This is a genomic window from Enterobacter sp. AC1, assembly GCF_050434705.1.
In the GTDB taxonomy this organism is placed as follows: domain Bacteria; phylum Pseudomonadota; class Gammaproteobacteria; order Enterobacterales; family Enterobacteriaceae; genus Enterobacter; species Enterobacter cloacae_L.
On record NZ_JBNDIZ010000003.1, the window covers coordinates 277325 to 296785 of the forward strand.

General features: G+C 52.6%; 18 protein-coding genes, 2 pseudogenes and 1 riboswitch. Of the genes and pseudogenes, 12 read left to right on the forward strand and 8 right to left on the reverse strand.

What is annotated here, in order from left to right:
* The first annotated feature begins 3 nt into the window (after positions 1-3).
* From yegQ to M2433_RS11090, 4 genes are all read left to right on the forward strand, one after another.
* On the forward strand, positions 4-1365 hold the full coding sequence (gene yegQ, locus M2433_RS11075; RefSeq protein ID WP_429054368.1) for a tRNA 5-hydroxyuridine modification protein YegQ: 1362 nt from the start codon (positions 4-6) through the stop codon (positions 1363-1365).
* Positions 1366-1775: 410 nt separating this feature from the next.
* A complete protein-coding gene (locus M2433_RS11080) occupies positions 1776-2564 on the forward strand; it encodes a hypothetical protein (protein WP_429054367.1) in 789 nt (262 codons plus the stop codon).
* Between the two features lie 221 nt (positions 2565-2785).
* A complete protein-coding gene (locus tag M2433_RS11085; RefSeq protein ID WP_429054365.1) occupies positions 2786-3181 on the forward strand; it encodes a hypothetical protein in 396 nt (131 codons plus the stop codon).
* 460 nt (positions 3182-3641) lie between these two features.
* On the forward strand, positions 3642-4604 hold the full coding sequence (locus M2433_RS11090) for a colicin-like pore-forming protein (RefSeq protein WP_429054363.1): 963 nt from the start codon (positions 3642-3644) through the stop codon (positions 4602-4604).
* 396 nt (positions 4605-5000) lie between these two features.
* Here M2433_RS11090 and M2433_RS11095 read toward each other — a convergent pair.
* Positions 5001-5444: pseudogene (locus M2433_RS11095) on the reverse strand (replication endonuclease); the annotation flags it as partial.
* 203 nt (positions 5445-5647) lie between these two features.
* Here M2433_RS11095 and M2433_RS11100 point away from each other — a divergent pair.
* On the forward strand, positions 5648-5890 hold the full coding sequence (locus M2433_RS11100) for a hypothetical protein (RefSeq protein WP_047346513.1): 243 nt from the start codon (positions 5648-5650) through the stop codon (positions 5888-5890).
* Complete coding sequence (yidD, locus tag M2433_RS11105; RefSeq protein WP_072059227.1) at positions 5883-6098, forward strand: membrane protein insertion efficiency factor YidD; 216 nt, start codon at positions 5883-5885, stop codon at positions 6096-6098. Before M2433_RS11100 ends, yidD begins: the two co-directional genes overlap by 8 nt.
* Here the strand turns inward: yidD and M2433_RS11110 are convergent.
* Positions 6089-6637: a DUF523 domain-containing protein gene (locus tag M2433_RS11110; protein ID WP_429054361.1), complete on the reverse strand. Its 549-nt coding sequence runs from the start codon at positions 6635-6637 to the stop codon at positions 6089-6091. The genes yidD and M2433_RS11110 overlap by 10 nt on opposite strands.
* A gap of 141 nt (positions 6638-6778) precedes the next feature.
* Here M2433_RS11110 and yegS point away from each other — a divergent pair, with 141 nt between their 5' ends.
* Positions 6779-7678 carry a lipid kinase YegS gene (gene yegS, locus M2433_RS11115; protein WP_429054359.1) on the forward strand — a complete coding sequence of 300 codons (900 nt, stop codon included), beginning with the start codon at positions 6779-6781 and terminating at the stop codon, positions 7676-7678.
* Between the two features lie 479 nt (positions 7679-8157).
* On the opposite strand, the gene fbaB is transcribed toward yegS, so the two are convergent.
* Positions 8158-9210 carry a class I fructose-bisphosphate aldolase gene (gene fbaB / locus M2433_RS11120; RefSeq protein WP_047346516.1) on the reverse strand — a complete coding sequence of 351 codons (1053 nt, stop codon included), beginning with the start codon at positions 9208-9210 and terminating at the stop codon, positions 8158-8160.
* A gap of 250 nt (positions 9211-9460) precedes the next feature.
* Here fbaB and M2433_RS11125 point away from each other — a divergent pair, with 250 nt between their 5' ends.
* From M2433_RS11125 to M2433_RS11135, 3 genes are read left to right on the forward strand one after another with little or no spacing between them, the layout of a single operon-like run.
* Positions 9461-10738 carry a nucleoside permease gene (locus tag M2433_RS11125; RefSeq protein ID WP_429054358.1) on the forward strand — a complete coding sequence of 426 codons (1278 nt, stop codon included), beginning with the start codon at positions 9461-9463 and terminating at the stop codon, positions 10736-10738.
* Positions 10735-11739, forward strand: coding sequence for an ADP-ribosylglycohydrolase family protein (locus M2433_RS11130; protein WP_429054356.1), 1005 nt, complete (start codon positions 10735-10737; stop codon positions 11737-11739). The genes M2433_RS11125 and M2433_RS11130 overlap by 4 nt, the downstream gene beginning before the upstream one ends.
* Entirely contained in the window at positions 11736-12689 is a 954-nt protein-coding gene (locus M2433_RS11135; RefSeq protein ID WP_429054354.1) for a PfkB family carbohydrate kinase, read from the forward strand. Before M2433_RS11130 ends, M2433_RS11135 begins: the two co-directional genes overlap by 4 nt.
* On the opposite strand, the gene M2433_RS11140 is transcribed toward M2433_RS11135, so the two are convergent.
* Genes M2433_RS11140 through thiM form a run of 3 tightly spaced genes read right to left on the reverse strand, consistent with a single transcriptional unit; the run spans position 12663 to position 15019 of the window.
* Positions 12663-13409, reverse strand: a complete 747-nt coding sequence (locus M2433_RS11140; protein ID WP_429054352.1) for a GntR family transcriptional regulator — start codon at positions 13407-13409, stop codon at positions 12663-12665. The genes M2433_RS11135 and M2433_RS11140 overlap by 27 nt on opposite strands.
* A 42-nt stretch (positions 13410-13451) precedes the next feature.
* Entirely contained in the window at positions 13452-14252 is an 801-nt protein-coding gene (gene thiD, locus M2433_RS11145) for a bifunctional hydroxymethylpyrimidine kinase/phosphomethylpyrimidine kinase (RefSeq protein WP_063431391.1), read from the reverse strand.
* Positions 14249-15019 carry a hydroxyethylthiazole kinase gene (gene thiM, locus M2433_RS11150; RefSeq protein WP_429054349.1) on the reverse strand — a complete coding sequence of 257 codons (771 nt, stop codon included), beginning with the start codon at positions 15017-15019 and terminating at the stop codon, positions 14249-14251. Before thiM ends, thiD begins: the two co-directional genes overlap by 4 nt.
* A gap of 35 nt (positions 15020-15054) precedes the next feature.
* Positions 15055-15151, reverse strand: a riboswitch (TPP riboswitch).
* Positions 15152-15363: 212 nt separating this feature from the next.
* On the opposite strand from thiM, the pseudogene M2433_RS11155 reads away from it, so the two are divergent.
* Positions 15364-16475 (forward strand): annotated as a pseudogene (locus tag M2433_RS11155) (IS3 family transposase).
* A gap of 106 nt (positions 16476-16581) precedes the next feature.
* Here M2433_RS11155 and M2433_RS11160 read toward each other — a convergent pair.
* The gene (locus M2433_RS11160; protein WP_429054348.1) at positions 16582-17412 is read right to left on the reverse strand and encodes an AbiJ-NTD4 domain-containing protein; all 831 of its coding nucleotides are present in this window, start codon (positions 17410-17412) and stop codon (positions 16582-16584) included.
* Between the two features lie 182 nt (positions 17413-17594).
* Between M2433_RS11160 and M2433_RS11165 the strand changes: the two genes are divergently transcribed.
* Positions 17595-17789, forward strand: coding sequence for a YadA C-terminal domain-containing protein (locus M2433_RS11165; protein ID WP_429054346.1), 195 nt, complete (start codon positions 17595-17597; stop codon positions 17787-17789).
* 237 nt (positions 17790-18026) lie between these two features.
* On the opposite strand, the gene M2433_RS11170 is transcribed toward M2433_RS11165, so the two are convergent.
* Positions 18027-19460, reverse strand: a complete 1434-nt coding sequence (locus M2433_RS11170) for a glycoside hydrolase family 32 protein (RefSeq protein WP_429054345.1) — start codon at positions 19458-19460, stop codon at positions 18027-18029.
* Position 19461 lies beyond the last annotated feature (1 nt).

The window sequence follows — 19461 nt, forward strand, 5'->3', positions numbered from 1 at the left end:
AACATGTTTAAACCGGAACTCCTTTCCCCGGCGGGAACGCTGCAAAATATGCGTTACGCTTTCGCCTATGGTGCCGACGCCGTCTACGCGGGCCAGCCTCGCTACTCGCTGCGCGTGCGTAACAATGAATTCAACCACGAGAACCTGCAGCTCGGCATCAACGAAGCGCATGCTCTGGGCAAAAAATTCTACGTGGTGGTCAACATCGCGCCGCACAACGCCAAGCTGAAGACGTTCATCCGTGACCTGAAGCCGGTGGTGGATATGGGGCCGGACGCGCTGATCATGTCGGATCCGGGTTTAATCATGCTGGTTCGGGAGAACTTCCCGGAGATGGATATTCACCTCTCCGTGCAGGCTAACGCCGTCAACTGGGCGACGGTCAAGTTCTGGAAGCAGATGGGGCTGACCCGCGTCATTCTGTCACGCGAGCTTTCCCTGGAAGAGATTGAAGAGATCCGCACCCAGGTGCCGGATATGGAAATCGAAATCTTCGTTCACGGCGCGCTGTGCATGGCCTACTCTGGCCGCTGCCTGCTTTCCGGGTATATCAACAAGCGCGACCCGAACCAGGGCACCTGTACCAACGCCTGCCGCTGGGAATATAACGTCCAGGAAGGCAAAGAGGATGACATCGGCAACATCGTCCACAAGCATGAGCCGATCCCGGTGACCAACGTTGAGCCTACGCTGGGCATCGGCGCGCCAACCGACAGCGTGTTTATGATTGAAGAAGCCAAACGTCCGGGCGAGTACATGACCGCCTTTGAAGACGAGCACGGCACTTACATCATGAACTCAAAAGATCTGCGCGCCATCGCCCACGTCGAGCGTCTGACCCAGATGGGCGTGCACTCCCTGAAGATCGAAGGCCGCACCAAATCCTATTACTACTGCGCGCGCACCGCGCAGGTGTACCGCAAAGCCATCGACGATGCCGCCGCCGGTAAACCGTTCGATACCAGCCTGCTGGAAACCCTGGAAGGCCTAGCGCATCGCGGCTACACCGAAGGCTTCCTGCGCCGTCATACCCATGACGACTACCAGAACTACGAGCATGGCTACTCCGTATCCGAACGCCAGCAGTTTGTCGGTGACTTCACCGGCGAGCGCAAAGGCGCGCTGGCGGCTGTGGCGGTGAAAAACAAGTTCACCAAAGGCGACAGCCTGGAGCTGATGACCCCGCAGGGCAACATGAACTTCACGCTGGAGCATCTGGAAAACGGCAAAGGCCAAATGATTGAGGTGGCACCGGGTGACGGCCATACCGTCTGGCTGCCGGTTCCGGAAGAGGTGGAGCTGAAGTTCGCGCTGCTGATGCGTAATTTCAACGGTGAAAGCACGCGTAATCCACACGGCAAATAGTCAATCAGGGAAATTTTTTCACGCTGGGATAATTCTTAGAATCGGATCACATACCGCTTCGTTCAATACGGGTATTATCCCCCCCGCTGAAAAACATAACCCATAAATGCTAGCTGTACCAGGAACCACCTCCTTAGCCTGCGTAATCTCCCTTACGCGGGCTTATTTTTTTCTTTAACCTAATGAAATAAAGGGATTTTTTTCAACCAATGTCCACACATTGACCACATCGATAATGAAAGCCCTGCATTTGCGGGGCTTTCATTTTGTTAAACACTTTCAAAAAGTGATGATGGGACGCATTTTGCGTATTTTTGGTTGTGTCAGATAAGCTCTGACTTGGAGTAGTTATGCTTCAGAGTGATTGAGATATCATCTTATCGATAATTACAAAGTGTAGGAAAAAGAAGATGAAAGTGAATGCTGGAACTCTTAACGACTATTTACAAGCAATCCTTGAAAATTATACCGATCACTCAGAGGCTCCCCCTCAACTGATGGGAATGGTTCTTCAGATGGACCAAATCTTTCAGGAAGAGATTTTTGGACATGATTTAGAGACGCCCCCCTATGCTCTCTTTCTAGCAATGAATTCTTATACAATGCTACTCAATGCGGTAGGGCAAGCACTTTCAGGACATACTGTAGCTGTCTTCCCTGTTGCACGTACAGCGCTTGAGTCAGCTTGTTATGCATATTTAATATCTCAAGACGAAGCATTGGGAGATATTTGGGCTAACCGACATAAATCGGAGAAAGCTCTCCAGAAATGCCGCCGTAGACTTACTGTAAAGAAAGCCTGTGATGCACTAGTTTCCCTCAGCCCTCAAATGGCTGAAAACGTTATGGCGCTTTACAATGCTGCTATTGATTACGGTGCACATCCAAACCATAAAGCCGTGCTCAATCACTTATCGGACATTGGCGAGGTAGATTCAAAATTCCATGGCTTCCAGCTCACAGGTGTCTATGGATCAAATAGTTGGCAAGTGAATTATGCACTGCTTGCATGCATAGAGGTTGGTCAGGCAATTGCTTTCCTGATCGCAGCTTCTGCCGATAAACATCCGCTTGTTTATGAGCGTTTAGAAGTTTTCGCAAACTGGCTTGAAGATAAGAACCGAATAGCAGATGAGTTAAACGGTAAGCCGATTGACTACTCCGGGCCTATGTATAGTTCAGTCATACCTCCAATCTAACTAACTAGATCAAATGAATATTCAAAATTCAGTTCATATAGGTACGTCAACTATTGGTGACTTCATATAGATAGTAACAATCTGAAATCAAATGATTTATTTCTGGTCACGCCCACACATTGACCACATCGCAAAATAGCCCTGCCCTGTGAGTGGCTTTACTTTCTTATTATTCCAATGACACAATGGATTTCAAGCATATGTTTAATAAGGAAATTATTTTGAAACTTCTGAAAAATACGCTCCTGCTTTCCCTCGCCTTTATGTCCTTTACCTCACAGGCAAATGACGTCGCCACTCTCAAAAAATCACTTAAACCGTGGCAGCCAATCGAGGTTTCGAAAAGCAGTGATACGCTGACGGTGACACTCGACGAGAACCAAATCACCCCTACCGTCTACGATGCGATTATCAGCGCCGGTGCTTGCATGGATATCTGGACTAAGGATGTCCCGGCAAATTACCTCAAGACCGTCAAAGAGGTGCACATTCTCAACAAGCATAAAGCACAGGGTTATGTGCTGGAAAACCCGCTCGATACCTGTAATGAAATGGGGAAAGAAACAGAAGTAAAAGCAAAAGCGATCATGCTTTCACATACGCGGCTTTTTAAATAATTACAAAAGAAAAAGCCCCGCATTGCGGGGCTTTCTTTGCCGTTGCCCCAGAATTTAAAGCCATCGTTGCGGATGAGCGTTGTCACTAACAAAGATATTGTCAGCATGGTTATCCGGTCTGAGAATTAATGAGAAATGCACCATTCATCTAAAAGACGATACCGTAATAAATTTATTAACCTACTATACACGCTATCAAAACCACATCTTCCTCTCTAACTACATTAATCAATATTTAATTTATAAAATTGCTTTCTGCGTGTAAGCCTTAATAACCATCAACTCAAAAATCCTACCAAGTTTTGACTCCCTAAATTCAGCCTAAGCGCCTCACACAACAAAACATACCCAAGAGTGCTTTACTTACTTATACAAGAATGGTAAATAAATTAGAGCTTACTGAAAGTAATTGAAAAATGGTAAGTTAAATAATATCAACACAGATAAAAAGAGGTTAACTATGAGTTTAACGTGGGATAAAGACGGCACTCCTAGGATAGAAATTAATGGAAGACCAGACAAGCCCGGAGGCTCAGCGGGAAACGGAGGTAATGGCAAAGATACATTACCAGGTGGAAATACAGACTATACTAACACAATGGGATTCCCTCCTGTAAATGATTCTTCCTGGTTTAAAAAAGTACCAAAATGGGATGTTATAGAACTAGGCAATGGAAAAACCCAAAAAGGCATAGAGTCTCATATATATATAACCCGCGTAGAGAACTACGTCTATAAAATTTACATTCATAAAACAGGGAAGGTAATTCAAGTAGATTATGTCAACTGGGAGAAAGATCTTGAGAACAGAGCTCCAGATGCTCAACAACAGATTCCTTTTAAATCTAGAGAAGAGAAAGCAAAAGCCCTTGCAGTAGATGTTAACAACGTTATAGGAAAGGCCGCTGATTTCTATAAAGAGGTCACTTCAAAATATAGTGATGCGTTTTCAAAACAGGCACAAAATCTGGCTGAGTCGACTAAAGGTCAGAAAATAAAAAATGCACAGGATGCTTTAAAAACATTTGAAAAATATCAAAATCAATTAAATGCTAAAATTAGTGCAGCGGACAGGACTGCAATTGCGCAAGCTTTAGATTCTGTTAACCGTGCAGAGTTATCTAAGACACTGGCACAATATAGCAAGGTGTTCGGGGTGATATCATACTCGATAAATGGTCTAAGTTTGTATGATGCATACAGCAAAGCTGTTAAAACAGGACAGTGGAGTGGTTTTTATAGTGAAGTTGAAAAACAACTAGCTGGTATGGTTGCTGCAGAGTTAACAGCTTTTGTTTTTGGCGTCATGGCAACAACATCAATGGGGATTTTGGGATTCGGTTTAATAATGTTATTAGTAGCAGCTGCTGTAGATAAATTGGATTATGATGCATTTAACAAATCAATATTGGGATTAATGTAGAGCTCACCCCAGATAAAACATATTCTATCTGGGGTGATTTTAATTCCTTTTTTTTATAAAAAATAGAATTGATAAGGGAAGTGCAAAAACAAGACAAACAAATCCAATAGAACGATTCCAGTGTTGCAGCGAAACAAATCGCTCATTCAACGATTTTATGAACGCTCGAGCAAATGGAAAAGTCAACGTATTGGCTACAGCAAAAATAAAATAATACTCATCTAAGAAAATTGAATCAGTACCCTGAAAATAAGAAAAAAGATATATTAACCAATAAAATACAACGGGGTAAATCAACTCCTTTACGTAGTTCATAGGAAGCCCAGCAGTTTGTTATCCTTTTTCAAAAATACAGTAACCATCATATGAAAACCATCCCTTTCGTTGTGTATTACCCTACCACTCCTCATCAGTCGAACATCTAAATTTTTTATCGCCACAAACCACCGCTGCCCCACGAGCCAGCGCTTTGAGTTCCCACCGTTCGAGGGTAATCTCTTCCTGAACCAAATCGAAAACATATCTTTGCCATGCGCTCTCTTTCGGTTCGGGTTAACTTAGCTGATGGAGCTTGCTAGCTGGTTTTGAGTGGCTAATTCCAACCGATAACCCCGCGCTCAATCAGATTTAAATCCGCTGCGGCTTGCTCAGACAGTATGGAGGTCATAACTGGACGCTGCCGCCGGTGACCTTTCCACAGTTATTGACAGGACTCCGGGGCGCGGCAGAATCGCTTTTTAAGGTCAAAGGCTCAACGGCCAAAACCTTTGGAGCAATGCGCCATTCGGCTGAACGGGTTACATGCACGTAGTGTGCTCCGAGGTGAGGGGAATAACCCCCCCTTCTCAGGAGTCGTTGACCTCATCTGTCACCATAGGAGTAATCAACTGTTCACAACACTGATTTTAGTCACCAATTGTGGCAGAAATGAATGTAGATAAGTTTCAAAGGAATCATATTAACTTGATACCCAAACGATTCATTTGAATCACCTGGCGTTAAGCTTTACCATCAGAAACCACCAAAATACTAAGGGATATTTTATGTACACATATAAAATGGTTCAGATACCACCTAACATTTCTGTTAAGGCAAGGGACAATAAAGATGGCGTTGCAGCCGCCTATTTGCAGCAAGAAGTCAACTCCTGGGCTGCTGAGGGGTGGGAATTCCAGCGCGTTGATACTATCGGCATTGAAGAGCGGCCAGGATGTTTTGGCGGAAATAAATCAACATTGACTCACTATTACGTTATTACTTTCAGAAAAGAAGTTGCTGATGCTTAAGTGGCTCAGCATACGTTTCGTACTCATATATCGTGGTCATGCCCCAAAGAGTATCCGTAATCGTTGCCGCCATACCCCTTCTTGCTCTAAGTACACGCTGATTACCCTAAAGCGTTTCGGTTTTCTAAAAGGGTGGAGACTGGGATTAAATCGCATTTCTCGATGCAGGCCTCCTAATGGGGGGATCGATTACCCTCCTCATAAGTGAATCAAACATGTTAAAGGCCCCAGGGTTTGCTGGCGGCCTTTATTTTTCCTTTCGCTTTCCTCAATCCAAGCTATAAGTTCAAGGATTCGCCTCTCTGAAAACACCGCTATCCCATGCTCTGCGAGCAGCGATGCCGCAACCCCCATACCCATCTTGCGTATACCGCTAAAAGAACCGTCATAAATCACCACGCTGCCACACGTTGGGCTGCCGTCAGTTAACAACGCGGCGCTACAGCCAGATTCCTGAGCGGTACGCAGCGCGAGCCACGCTGCAAGCCGGTATTGCTCAGTCACATCCTGGCCTGTATTTTCAATTATTCTGGCCTGCCCGTTCATGACGTCTTTACCGTCTGCAGAGATAATCTCAGCCGGGGGACGCGGTACAGGCAGCCCGGCAGCAAGTTCAGGGCAGTGGATAACCAGACGTTGTTCCTGTTGCCAGCGAGCGAGTTGCTCGTTCATTCGGGATTTTTCACTACCGTTATAGCGGACTTTGAAGCCCATCAGGCATGCGCTTACCAGAATTTTATTTATCATCGCTTTTCTGTAATTACATGAATCTCATCGCTGAATTGTAACGCGCTTTCGTGCCTGGTTTGCTCCTTTCATCCTGTTCTTACCCGCTTTTTTCCTCTCTGCTATACACTCTTACTAACGCTAAAAAAGGGAGCAGCGAGGATGGCAACCTATCCAGACAGTTTATTGATTCTCAATGGCAAAAGTGCCGGCAACGATGTATTGCGTCAGGCAATTACCGAACTACGTGAAGACGGTGCGCAAATTCACGTACGGGTGACATTCGAAAAAGGTGACGCAGCACGGTACATCGATGAAGGCATTCGGCTGGGCGTCAAGACCATCATTTCCGGCGGCGGGGATGGCACCATCAATGAGATCGCCTCTGCGCTTATCGATCTTCCCACGACAGACCGCCCGGTAATGGGTATTTTACCGCTCGGCACCGCCAATGATTTTGCCACCAGCGCCGGGATCCCGGAGGCGTTAGAGAAAGCGCTCCAGCTGGCGATCCTCGGCAAAGCCACCGCCGTGGATATTGCTCAGGTGAATGACAAAACCTGCTTTATCAATATGGCAACCGGTGGGTTCGGCACGCGCATCACCAGCGAAACGCCCGAAAAGCTGAAGGCGGCGCTGGGCGGCGTGTCATATCTGATCCACGGCCTGATGCGCATGGACACCCTAAAGCCGGACCGCTGCGAAATTCACGGCGAGGATTTTCAGTGGCAGGGTGACGCGCTGGTGATTGGCATTGGCAATGGACGCCAGGCAGGCGGCGGGCAGCAGCTATGCCCGGAAGCGCTGATCAATGACGGTCAGCTACAGCTGCGTATTTTCACGGGCGACGGTCTGCTGCCCGCGCTGTTTACCACGCTGACGCAGCCGGAAGAGAGCCCAAATATCATCGCCGGAAAATCGGCGTGGTTTGAAGTGAATGCCCCGCACGGGATGACGTTTAACCTCGACGGGGAACCGCTGAGCGGGACGCAGTTCCGCATTGAGGTCTTGCCCGGCGCGCTGCAGTGCCGGCTGCCGCCGGACTGTGCGCTTCTGCGCTGATGTTTCACATGGCGCGCGATGATGCACTCTCACACCGGGCTGAGGGATCCCCGGTAATTTTTTAACCAGAAGCAGTGAATGTTGCTTCAGGAAAATGAATGGCTTACAGCGATGCCCTGGTCCGGCTGTAAATCGCCGAGGCGTTTCCGGAAGGCCGGGGCGAGGCGCAGGGATGCGCCGAGAGGGCGTGGCCTGCAGGGATGCAGGCTCATGCCCGACCCGATAGCCTGAAGGAATAAGCTGAGGGAACCGCGAAGCGGCGATTTACCGCCGGGAGCCCGGGTTGCCAGGGTGGTGGCGAGTGAGCCACCCTGGCACGTTCACCGGTCATGTCGTTACAGAGTAGCAAGGAACATGAAGTGAACGGAATGACCACCAGAGCCGTATGTTCCCCCTCACCCCAACCCTCTCCCTCAAGGGAGAGGGAGTCGTCCGTGCAGGCATTATTTTGTGGGGAACCCTCAGCCCAAATGGAAGCGTCAGGCAATCGTCACTTTACTGTCCAGATAGACGTCCTGAACCGCATTGATCAGCTTCACGCCGTCGGCCATCGTTTTCTTAAACGCCTTACGGCCGAGGATCAGCCCCATGCCGCCCGCGCGTTTGTTGATAACCGCCGTACGAACCGCGTCTGACAGGTCAGTATCCCCGCCCGCCGCCCCGCCGGAGTTAATCAGCCCGGCACGGCCCATATAGCAGTTCGCCAGCTGGTAGCGCACGAGGTCGATCGGGTTATCGCTGGTCAGCTTGCTGTAAACGCGGTCATCGGTGTAACCGAAGTTCACCGCTTTGTACCCGCCGTTATTCTCAGCCATTTTCTGCTTCACGATATCCGCGCCGATGGTGGCCGCCAGGTGGTTCGCCTGCCCGGTCAGGTCTGCGGACACGTGGTAATCCACGCCGTCTTTTTTGAACGCATTGTTACGCAGGTAAGCCCACAGCACGGTCACCATTCCCAGCTCGTGCGCGCGCTCAAACGCCGCAGAGATCTCTTCAATCTGACGGCGAGACTGTTCAGAGCCGAAGTAAATCGTCGCCCCGACGGCAACCGCCCCCATATTGAACGCCTGCTCAACGCTGGCGTAGAGCGTCTGATCATATTCGGTGGGGTAGCTGAGGGTTTCGTTGTGGTTCAGCTTCACGAGGAACGGAATGCGGTGGGCATAGCGACGCGAGACGGAGGCCAGCACGCCGTAGGTGGACGCCACGCAGTTACAGCCCGCTTCAATCGCCAGCTCAACGATGTTCTTCGGATCAAAATAGAGTGGATTCGCCGCGAAAGACGCGCCCGCCGAGTGCTCAACGCCCTGGTCTACCGGCAGAATAGAGAGGTACCCCGTGCCGCCGAGTCGCCCGGTGTTGTAGAGCGTCTGCATGTTTCGCAGAACCGCAGGCGGACGGTTGTTGTCGATCATCACGCGGTCAACGTAGTCGTGACCAGGCAGATACAGCTGGTCGGCTGGAATGGTCATACAACGATGCTGTAAAAGGCTGTCGGCGTCTTTGCCAAGCAACTGCGCAATATCAGTCATGTGATACTCCCGTAAGTCCGACGTCGTGTCGGTGTGTGTTTATCCAGTCCCATTATTTATGGGCAGACTAAGCCTGGTACCGACTTAACAGATTTTCCACCATTTGCATTTTTTTTCAGCACAATCTGCTGGCTCGATTCGTGTACAACAAAACTGTTACATTGATCAAACAATCGCCTCAAAGGTATTTAAAAGGTATTATTAAGTGGTATGTTAAAGGCGTACCCTCTCTGACATGCAGGATTAAAAAATGAAAACGAAAGTCCAACTGTCATTCATGATGTTTGTTGAATGGTTTATCTGGGGAGCCTGGTTCGTGCCGCTGTGGCTGTGGCTGAGCAAAAGCGGGTTTACCGCCGGGGAAATCGGCTGGTCCTATGCCTGTACCGCGATTGCCGCAATCCTCTCCCCTATTCTTGTCGGCTCGCTGACGGACCGCTTCTTTGCCGCGCAGAAAGTGCTGGCGGTGCTGATGTTTGCCGGCGCGATTCTGATGTACTTCGCCGCACAGCAAACCCAGTTCAGCACCTTCTTCCCGCTGCTGCTGGTTTACTCCCTGACCTATATGCCCACCATTGCGCTGACCAACAGTATTGCCTTCGCCAACGTTGAAGACGTCGAGGCCGATTTCCCGCGCATCCGCGTGATGGGCACGATCGGCTGGATCGCCTCCGGGCTGGCGTGCGGCTTCCTGCCGCAGATGCTGGGCTATAGCGATATTTCTGATACCAATATTCCGCTGCTGATGACGGCCGCCAGCTCCGCCCTGCTCGGCGTATTTGCCCTGTTCCTGCCGAACACCCCGCCGAAAAGCACCGGCAAGCTGGATATCAAAGTGATGCTGGGCCTGGATGCGCTGATCCTGCTGCGCGACAAAAACTTCCTGGTGTTCTTCTTCTGCTCGTTCCTGTTCGCCATGCCGCTGGCCTTCTATTACATCTTCGCCAACGGCTATCTCACCGAAGTGGGGATGAAAAATGCCACCGGCTGGATGACGCTCGGCCAGTTCTCCGAAATCTTCTTTATGCTGGCGCTGCCGTTCTTCACCAAACGCTTTGGTATTAAGAAGGTCTTACTGCTGGGCCTGATCACCGCCGCTATCCGCTACGGTTTCTTCGTTTACGGCGGTGCAGAGCAGTACTTTACCTATGCCCTGCTGTTCCTCGGCATTCTGCTACACGGGGTGAGCTACGACTTCTACTACGTAACCGCGTATATCTACGTGGACAAAAAAGCGCCGGTGCATATGCGCACCGCCGCGCAAGGCCTGATTACGCTGTGCTGTCAGGGGTTTGGTAGCCTGCTGGGTTACCGCCTCGGCGGCGTAATGATGGAAAAAATGTTCGCATACAAAGAGCCGGTGAATGGGTTGACCTTCAACTGGGCCGGAATGTGGGCATTCGGCGGGATCATGATTGCCGTGATTGCCGTGCTGTTTATGCTGTTTTTCCGCGAATCGGACAAAGAGATCACTGCAATTGAGGTGGTTGATGGCGATGCTGCGCTGACACAAGGGGAAGTTAAATGAAACAAGAACGTGTTCTCGGTGCCCTTTACGGGCAGGCGTTAGGGGATGCGATGGGCATGCCGTCGGAGCTGTGGCCGAGAAAGCGCGTCAAAGCGCACTTCGGCTGGATAGATCGCTTCTTACCCGGCCCGGCTGAGAATAACGCGGCCTGCTATTTCAGGCAGGCAGAGTTCACCGACGATACCTCAATGGCGCTGTGCCTGGCGGATGCGATTATTGAGTGCGAGGGGGAAATTAACGCGGATGTTATAGGCAAACATATTCTGCGCTGGGCGCTCGATTTCGACGCCTTTAACAAGAACGTGCTCGGCCCGACGTCAAAAATCGCGCTTAACGCGATTCGTGACGGAAAGCCGGTCAGCGAGCTGGAAAACAACGGTGTGACCAACGGGGCGGCGATGCGTGCCTCCCCGCTGGGCTGCCTGCTCCCGGCGACGCGGCTGGAACACTTTGTGGCGCAGGTGGCGCTGGCCTCCAGCCCGACCCATAAATCGGACCTCGCGATTGCCGGCGCGGTGGTGATTGCCTGGGCGGTGTCACGCGCTATCGACGGGGAAAGCTGGCAGAACATCGTCGATGCCCTGCCGGGTATCGCCCGCTACGCGCAGGAAGCGAAAACCACCACCTTCAGCGCGTCGCTGGCGGCGCGTATTGAGCTGGCGCTGAAGACCGTGCGGGAAGCCAACGGCATCGACTCCGCCAGCGAGCAGATTTATCAGCTTATTGGCGCGGGAACCAGTACCGTTGAGTCCGTTCCGGCGGCCATCGCGATGGTCGAACTGGCGGGAACCGACCCGAACCGCTGCGCGGTGCTATGCGCCAACCTGGGCGGCGACACCGACACCATTGGCGCAATGGCGACGGCCATCTGCGGGGCGCTCCACGGCGTGCAGGCCATTGACCCGGCGCTCAAAGCCGAGCTCGACGCGGTTAACAGGCTCGATTTCGGCCATTACTGCGAGAAACTGTTGCACTACCGGGAGCAAAGGGAGGGCGTATGAATTCATTTGCCCAACGTCTCGACGCCCTGCACGCCGCGCGCCCGGTGACGGTGCTGGGCGCGGCGGTGATTGACGTCATCGCCGACGCCTACGCCCTGCCCTGGCGCGGGTGTGACATCGAGTTAAAACAGCAGGGGGTGAATATCGGCGGCTGTGCGCTGAACATTGCCATCGCCCTGAAGCGGCTCGGGATCGCCGCGCAAAACGCCCTGCCCGTCGGCCACGGCGTGTGGGCGGATATTATCCGTAACGCGATGGCAAAGCAGGATCTGCACAGCGCGGTGGAGGCTGAAACCGGCGACAACGGCTGGTGCCTGGCGCTGGTGGAGCCAGACGGCGAGCGCACCTTTATGTCGTTTAGCGGGGTGGAGAACCAGTGGCAGCAGCGCTGGCTTGATGCGCTTCATGTTCCGCAAAACAGCCTGGTCTATTTGTCCGGCTACCAGCTGGCCTCGCCGTGCGGCGAGCTGCTGACGGGCTGGCTGGAAGGATTGCGGGACGTGACGGCGTTTATCGATTTCGGCCCTCGCATCGCGGATATCCCCGACGCGCTGATGGCGCGGATCATGGCCTGCAGGCCGATCGTGTCGCTCAACCGCCAGGAGGCGCAACTTGCCGCTGAACGGCTCGGCGTGGAGGTCGAAACGCTAGGAACACAGTGGCAGCAGCGCTTCGGCGCCGCGCTGATTGTGCGGCATGATAAAGACGGTGCCGCCTGGTATGACGGCGACGCCTCGGGCGTTATTCCGGCGTGCCCGGCTACGGTCGTGGACACCATTGGCGCAGGCGATAGCCATGCGGGCGGCACGCTTGCCGGGCTGGCGGCGGGATGGTCGCTGGCGGAAGCGGTGCAGCTCGGCAACGCGGTCGCCGCCTGGGTGGTCAGCCACCGCGGCGGCGATTGCGCCCCCACTCGCGAGGCATTACTCCTCGCACACAAAGACGTATAGATCGCTGCGGCAGTAGCTGATGCTGTACTCAATCGGCCGGTGTTGCTGATCGAGCGCGACCTGCTTGATCACCAGCACCGGTATTTTTTCATCCATCCTGATGTGCGCCTGAAACTCGCTATCCGGCATGCGGGCGCTGACGCGCGAGCGGGTGCGCTGCGGGAAGATATTCTGGCTGCGGAAGTAATCGTAGAGTGAGATACCGATCGCATCCGGATCGGGAATTAACCCGACCGGCACCCAGGACTCCTCAATCGAGACCGCGTCCTCGTCAACGTAGCGAATACGCTTGAGCAGGAATACCTCGCTTTCGGGAGGAATTGAAAGGTGATTCGCCACCTCTTCCGGACACTTCACCACCCGCTTGTTGACCCACAGCGTATTCGGCTTCTGGCCGCGCAGCACCACCTGCTGGGAAAAACCGCGCGCCTCTTTGAGCGAGTATTCAAAGATGTTGTTGATTTGCGTTCCATAGCCGCGGGCGCGGGTCACCACGCCCTCTTCCTCAAGCGCCTGCATCGCTTTACGCACGGTGATGCGCGACACGCCGGTTAACTGACTCAGATCGCGCTCGCCGGGCAAAATATTGCCGTGCTCCAGCACCCCGCTGCGCACCGCATTTTTTACCGTTTCGGCAAACTTCAGGTACAGCGGCGTGTTGTCGGGCGTGGCGATCCGTTCATTCAGTTGAGCGATTAACCGGGTATGCGCTTGTTCCATCTCTGTTTTTCTCAGGCGTGGTGTATCCTGCCAGTATAAGGCCTACCACCATGCATGAAAATGGTGAACCGGCCCAATACCGTGACCGACCTCCAGACTATCCGCTTTTGCCAGCGCCGCCGAGAGCCAGGCTTTCGCTTCCTGCACCGTATCGGCCCAGCTTTCATGCCGTGGGCGCAGCGCCGCCAGCGCGGCAGAGAGCGTGCACCCGGTGCCGTGGGTATTTTTGGTCTGCACGCGCGGCGCGGTGAAGCGCAGCTCGCCATCGCGGGTGAAGAGCCAGTCCGGGCTTTCCGCGTCATCCAGATGCCCGCCCTTCATCAGCACCGCCCCGCAGCCCATTGCCAGCAGCGCATTCCCCTGCTCTTTCATCTCGCGTTCAGTTTGCGCGTGCGGCGCACCTAACAGCGCGGCGGCTTCGGGCAGGTTTGGCGTAATGAGCGCCACCTGCGGCAGCAGCTTTTTGCGCAGCGTCTCAACGGCGGAAGCGGAGAGCAGCGGGTCACCGCTTTTTGCCAGCATGACGGTATCCAGCACCACGTTTTGCACCTGATAGCGTTGAAGCCGTTCCGCCACCGCTTCAACAATATCCGTCTCGGCCAGCATGCCGATTTTGGTGGTATCGATGCGCACGTCGCTGAACACCGAATCCAGCTGCGCGGCGACAAAATCAGGCTCGATACGGTAGACCGACTGCACGCCGCGCGTGTTTTGCGCCACCAGCGCGGTAATGACCGAGCAGCCGTACGCGCCAAGCGCGGAGAACGTTTTCAGGTCGGCCTGAATGCCTGCTCCGCCGCTGGGATCGGTGCCGGCGATGGTCAGTGCGTTAATCCGCTTCATGCCTGCTCCTCCAGCGTGTACAGCGCATCCAGGAACGCGCTGGCAAAACTGCCCGGGCCACCAGACTGCGCAACGGCGATCGTTCCGGCCCGCTTCATCCATCCGCAGGCGGCAGCGACGTTATCCAGCCGATCGCCCGGCAGCGAGCAGCTCGCCGCCACAACGGCAGAGAGCGCGCACCCTGTGCCCACCACGCGCGTCATCAGCGGATCACCGCCCGTGACCGTGCGGGTTCGTTGTCCGTCCGTGATGTAATCCACCTCACCGGTGACGACCACGATGGCATTAATCTGGCGGGCCAGCGCCTCGGCAGCAGGCACCGCGCTGGCGGCGGTGTCGGTGGTATCAACGCCGCGCCCGCCCGCGCTCATGCCGGCAAGGGCCAGAATTTCGGAGGCATTGCCGCGAATGGCCGCCGGCTTCAGGGCGAGAATTTGATGGCAAAAACGGGTGCGGAACGCCAGGGCGCCGACGGCAACCGGGTCCAGCGTCCAGGGTTTTCCTGCCGCCACCGCGCCCTCAATCGCCCGGCGCATCGACTGGGCGCGCGGCGACGTCAGCGTGCCAACGTTAATCAGCAGCGCATCGGCCATCCCGGCAAACTGTTCGGCCTCTTCGGCCTCAATCACCATCGCCGGGGATGCGCCAAGCGCCAGCAAAACGTTAGCCGTAAAGGTCTGCACGACATCGTTGGTCATACAATGGGTAAGCGGAGAACGGGTTCGGAAGTGGTGTAAAACGTGTAAATCGAGCAGGTCAGGCTGCATAGTTTCGCTCCTGCCTTGCGTGAAGAAGCGATGACCGGGAAGGCATCTGACTTCCCTACGCTGGCATTATCCAGATCAGGTAATACGGGTATTTCTCAGCCTTCATAAAGAAGGGCACCCCGAGTCATTTGGTAAAACAATCTTCTGATTTCTCGCCAGCTTAAGGTAAGTGGCTCGTTAGCACAAGCCCGCCTTCCCGGTCATCGTTTCTTCACGCAGAAGGAGCAACGCACTATTTCACTTTTATACTAGTTTTAACACAGCGATTATCACTGACCTGCTACCCGTTGATTAATAAACCTCGATGTAAGTAATATCTTCATAAGCCACATGAGGACATCCCCATGAAGAAGCGTTTTTCCGACGAACAGATCATCAATATTCTCCGCAAGACTGAAGCCGGGGTTTCTGCCCTGAGCTCTGTCTTAAGCACGCCATTTCCCACGCCACCTTTTTATAACTGGCGCAAGTAGTATGGCGGTATGGAGGTTAAACGCCTGAAGTCGCTTGAGTAAGAGAGCACCAGACTCAAGAAGCTGCTTGCCGAAGCCATGCTTGATAAGGAGGCACTTCAGATGGCTCTGGGGCGAAAGCACTGACGAAAGACCACAAGCGGGAAGCCGTTAAGTTTATGTGTGATGCGACCGGTCTGTCGCAACTTCATGCCTGCAGGCTTATAGGTTTGTCTCTGTCGACCTGCCGCTACGAGGCTCAGCATCCGGCGGCTGATGCGCATTTATCAGGGCGCATCACTGAACTGGCACTCGAGCGCAGGCGTTTTGGCTACCGCCGCATCTGGCTGTTACTGCGCCGTGAAGGCCTTCATGTTAATCACAAGCGCGTGTACCGCCTTTATCATCTCAGTGGGCTGGGCGTAAAACGCAGACGGCGTCGTAAAGGCCTGGCAACGGAGCGTCTGCCGCTGCTCCGTCCGGCTGCACCCAACCTGACCTAGTCAATGGAATTCGTCATGGAAGCGCTGGACACCTGTCGCAGGATCAAGTGCCTGACCTATGTGGACGGCTTCACGAAGGAGTGTCTGACAATTATCACCGCATTCGGGATTGCAGGCGTTCAGGTCACGCGTATTCTGAACAGTATTGCACTGTTTCGAGGCTAACCGGCAACGTTATGAACGGACCAGGGACCGGAGTTCACTTGCCGCGCACTGGATCAATGGGCCTTTGAGCATGGTGTTGAGTTACGGTTAATCCAGCCGGGTAAACCAACGCAGAACGGATTTATTGAGAGCTTTAACGGACGATTTCGCGATGAATGTCTGAATGAGCACTGGTTCAGCGATATCGTTCACGCCAGGAAAATCATTAACGACTGGCGGCAGGATTATAACGAGTGTCGGCCACATTCGGCACTGAATTATCAGACACAACCAGAGCTTGCCGCACGGTGGCGAAATGGAAAATGTGAAGGTAAACAAACCGACATGACTAACTGACGGTTGTATCTAATACTCGGGGCAGGTCAGGCAAGCTATGGAGGAGATGAAAATGTACAGCAGATGCATTAAAATGCGAGACTTTATTAGCCTCGCATTATGATAATTAATCACTCATCTTAGAAATAAGATAATTACTGAACGCGCTACAGATAACCAACATGTAACGAGCTTCCTCTAAGGTTGGCTCTTCACTTCCATCCATTAAAGCGTGACGTATTCCGCCTTGGTCACTTGTATATCCGTATAGTTGTTGGAAGGCCCGTTTCATTGCTGGATGAATATGCCCTTTATCCTCAATAGTTTTAAGGCAATCTCCAAGAGTTCCTTTATCATTACCGGAGATTTTTTTGCAGAGGGATTCAATAGCAGAAATAGATTCTTTAATTGAGTTTCTAAAGTCAGGTTGTTCCCTGTTAGAAAGTAACTCTAATGCACATTCGAAATGTTTTCTTGAAGAATCACTGCCAGTGTCAATACCTTCTTGTATGCTTTCAACCTCAACAGAGGTGGACACAGGAACAACCATACCCTCAATAATGGAGTATGCTAACCCTTCGGATTTGAAAACAGAATTCAAATATATTGATAAATCATCGAAGCTTGTCCCTTGAGTTTCATTAACAATAAACTCAATAAGGTCGTAAACATGATACCAAGGAGCGCTAATTATAGCCCTCTTAACCTCCCCTACTAAATCTGGGGCACCTACGGTAGAACGGTATATTGGTACTTTAGACGAATCATTTTTTAAAAAATTAACCCATACACTTCTAACAATATTTTCTATAGTATCATTGGTCTGACTTCTATACCTCAATAGCTCCTCATGGATGCAGTTCCACATAGCCATTCTGGAGTCTTTAGTAATACTGTCTACCTGAATTACCTCTGAAACTTTAACGTGCCCATATCTTTGAGAAAACGGTCTAGCCATCGCTTATATGCCTTATCGCTGTGTTAGTTATGAAGCGTTTAACGCCAGTCAAGTCCATCAATGATATGGCATACAACGGATAGAGGGAAGGTGTGGAGATATCGTATTGTTATCCCCGTACCAGTTTTCTCATAGACAATAACAAAAAAGAGGCAAACGCCGGTATCTCCGGAGCCATGGCGATGGCCGGTTTACCGCAGGTACAAACGAATCAGCGCGTCATGTTCTCCGCTGGCGGCGCAACGTACAACAGTGAAAGCGCCCTTGCCGTCGGGGCTTCCGTGAAAGTCAATTCACATACCATCGCGAAAGTCAGTTTCTCTGATGATACCGCTAATAACATGGGTGCTTCAGTAGGTGTGGGGATCGGTCTTTAATACGTAATCAGCATGGCAAAATATATTTTTATTTCTGTTGTAATGTACCTGACATTTATCGTCATTGGAGCATGGTTAGGTTTTATGTACCAGGCGTACTTTATTTGTGGCCGCTGACGAAACTCTATTTTTTAACATTGAGCATTAGCCCTTAGGTTATATTTTATAATAGATACAAAAGGCGACTCCGGTCGCCTTTTATCATTGCTGGCATGACTAAAACGCCGTAAGCCCCTGTTAGCCTAACTGCCAGGCCCCGGCATCGATAAGCGCCGCCGTCCCGGTCCAGGCAAACAGCGCCAGCTCGCGGCAATCTTCATCAGGATAAATACGGCTGCTAAGGCAGGCGTCTCCGTCATTCACAAACACCTCTACGGAAGAGCTGTCAACGAACAGGCGCAGGTTTAGCGTGCCGCTCATATCGAGCGTGACGCTACGGGTACCGCACAGGCCGTACTGCGGGTAGTGTCGCTCCAGCACCAGGCGCTGCATCTGCGCATCAACATAGACGCGTAGCCCGGCTCCAAGTCGGATACCGTATTGTTCCGCAGTGCTGTTAGCACAATCCCACTGCAGAATCACCTCCATCGCGTCGCAGCGTTCCAGCAGAGTCATCTGCTGATTGTTAAGCGTGCTAACCGGCCAGGGGAACCACGCGCCCCGAAGACCTTCGACCTCTCTGGCCGGCCGCATTTGCAGACGGTTATCCGCGCCAAGCGTCAGTTCGCGCGGTAAAGAGAGCATGCCTGCCCAGCCGTCCTCCTGTTCCGGCAGCGGGGATTCCCACATGTCCAGCCAGCCGATAACGATACGGCGGCCATCAGGCGTGAGGAAACTTTGTGGCGCATAGAAATCATGCCCGCGATCCATTTCCACAAACTCACCTTCATGCACAAAAGGCTGACCGGGCTGCCAATCGCCCACCAGATAGCCACTCTGGAAAAGATTGCGATTTTCGAATCCTTCTGCCGCCATCCCCTGAGGTGAAAACATCAGCACGCGTTTACCGTTGAGGGTGAAAAAGTCGGGGCATTCCCACATGTAGCCCATCTCTTTTTCTGCCACCGCAAGCACGCCCATATCCTGCCACGCGCGCAGATCGGCAGAACGATAAACGCGCACCTGGCCCGTCTCGCCGTCCCGCGCGCCAACAACCATGTACCAGCTCTCCCCTTCACGCCACACCTTCGGGTCACGGAAGTGATGCAGGCCAGGCGGCGTGTCAACAATCATTCCCTGCCGGGCAAAATGAATGCCGTCGTGGCTGGTCGCCAGGCACTGCACCTGGTAGAGATTCGCCTCATCATCCGGATCGCCGTGGAATTTATGTCCGGTGTATATCAGCGCCAGCGTATCGCCATCCACCACTGCCGATCCGGAAAAACAGCCGTCCTTGTCTTCTGGTCCTTCCGGCGCCAGCGCAACCGGAAGGTGTTCCCAGTGAACTAAATCCTTGCTGCGCGCATGGCCCCAGTGCATGGGCCCCCACTGGGTGGAGTACGGATGATGCTGGTAAAAAGCGTGATACCAGCCGTCAAACCAGACCAGGCCATTTGGGTCGTTCATCCAGCCAGCGCGTGCAGCGAGGTGGTAACGCGGATACCAACGCAGGTTAAGCCCTTCGCGTCTGGACTGAAGTTCCTGCTCTGCTTTTGTAATGGAATACGTCATT